Origin of the sequence: Flavobacterium cyanobacteriorum, assembly GCF_002251835.1 — a bacterium.
Classification (GTDB): Bacteria; Bacteroidota; Bacteroidia; order Flavobacteriales; family Flavobacteriaceae; genus Flavobacterium; species Flavobacterium cyanobacteriorum.
Map to the genome: position 1 here is coordinate 1 of NZ_NOXV01000016.1, position 1,357 is coordinate 1,357.

The 1,357-nt window shown below is 31.7% G+C and carries 3 protein-coding genes; all 3 read left to right on the plus strand.

Going from position 1 to position 1,357, the window contains the following annotated elements; all coding sequences use genetic code 11:
- The coding region (locus CHU92_RS00115; protein ID WP_165764538.1) for a hypothetical protein at window positions 1-477 on the plus strand (477 nt) is incomplete at its 5' end.
- 1 nt (window position 478) lies between these two features.
- Window positions 479-826, plus strand: a complete 348-nt coding sequence (locus CHU92_RS00120; RefSeq protein ID WP_094411397.1) for a hypothetical protein — start codon at window positions 479-481, stop codon at window positions 824-826.
- A complete protein-coding gene (locus CHU92_RS00125; protein WP_094411399.1) occupies window positions 826-1,260 on the plus strand; it encodes a hypothetical protein in 435 nt (144 codons plus the stop codon). The genes CHU92_RS00120 and CHU92_RS00125 overlap by 1 nt, the downstream gene beginning before the upstream one ends.
- The last annotated feature ends 97 nt before the right edge of the window (window positions 1,261-1,357 follow it).

Consider the following 1,357-nt stretch of genomic DNA (forward strand, 5'->3'; position numbering starts at 1 on the left):
AAATCTGCTATGGATGGTTATTTTAATCCTGCTTATGATACAAGTAAGCCTAATCCTTTTTCTCCATACATTCCAGACGCAACAGGATTTTCAATTAATGGTCATGTAACCGGTATTGTAGGTGAATTTTCTTTCAGTTTTGGTGTTGCATTTGATCAGCAACATAATGGAGTCTTTCATTATGGCTATGATAGCAGTTGGGGTTTTTCACCAGAATTACCATCTTTAGGCATTTCTGCACAATATAATATGTATGACAATTACGGCGATAATACTGATGTATTAGGCGGAATCGCTGGTAAAGATATTACATATTCAGGGGGGCTTCTCTTACAAGGAGGATATTCAGAAACTGCGGATTTTGTTAATGGTAATTATACACCCGCAGCATCAGGAGTATCAACAAAAAGTATTGGTTTAGGTCCAGGATGGGGAGCAAGGAAAGGAATATCTACAAGCGACATTATCAGGTTTTAAAATGAAAAAAATCATACTTCCATTCATAGTTTTATCATTAATGTTGGATGCTTGCCAACTTAATAAAGATTGTTATCTTCTTGCTGACAAATACCGCAATGAACGTTGTGCATTAATACTTTCAAAAGTGCCTGATGGAACAGCATATTTTAAAGCCGAAGGTATTGATTTAGATACACGAAAAAAAATAAAATATAATCATTATACAAGATGGTGGAATATTTATTCCAATAAAATGGAACTAGGTGATACTATTATAAAACGTAAAGGTGAACTAGTTTTCAGTATTCATAAAAAAGATACAGTTTTAAGATTTAATTGGGAATGTGACGGTAAAATTTATAAATAATGAAAAAGGGTGTTTTATTGGTAATTATCTTCCTGTTATCAGGATGCAATTTGAATGCAACATTTACTAATGAGGAGCATGAAAAAAATGAAGCTGAAAAGGTAGTAAATAATTTTTACGCTTTGCTTTACTTAAAAGATTATAAAATTACTGATAAATTATTTAGCAACCATTTTTTTGAAAAAGTAAATAAAGATCAATTTCAAAGAATTTTAGAAAATAATCAGGAAAAATTGGGAGATATACTTTCTAATAACTTAATTGACTGGAAAACATTTAGAGTTGAAGGAACTAACGCTAAATCAGAATATGTTTTAATATATGAAGTAGTATACACAAAATTCAAAACTATAGAAAAAATCGAAATGGTTAAAGAAGAAAATGTAATAAAGATTATTGGATATCATGTAAATTCAGATGGATTTAAATACTAATTAATAAATTAAGCCATTCTATTCGTACAAAGCTAACACTATCTCCTGTGTAGCCCTGATGGGAGCGGCATCCTCCCCGCCGCCCGCTTTTGCGGCG

Excerpts from the sequence above, each read along its gene's own strand:
- CHU92_RS00120 (WP_094411397.1), top strand. The coding sequence starts at position 479 with ATGAAAAAAATCATACTTCCATTCATAGTTTTATCATTAATGTTGGAT.
- CHU92_RS00125 (WP_094411399.1), top strand. The coding sequence starts at position 826 with ATGAAAAAGGGTGTTTTATTGGTAATTATCTTCCTGTTATCAGGATGC.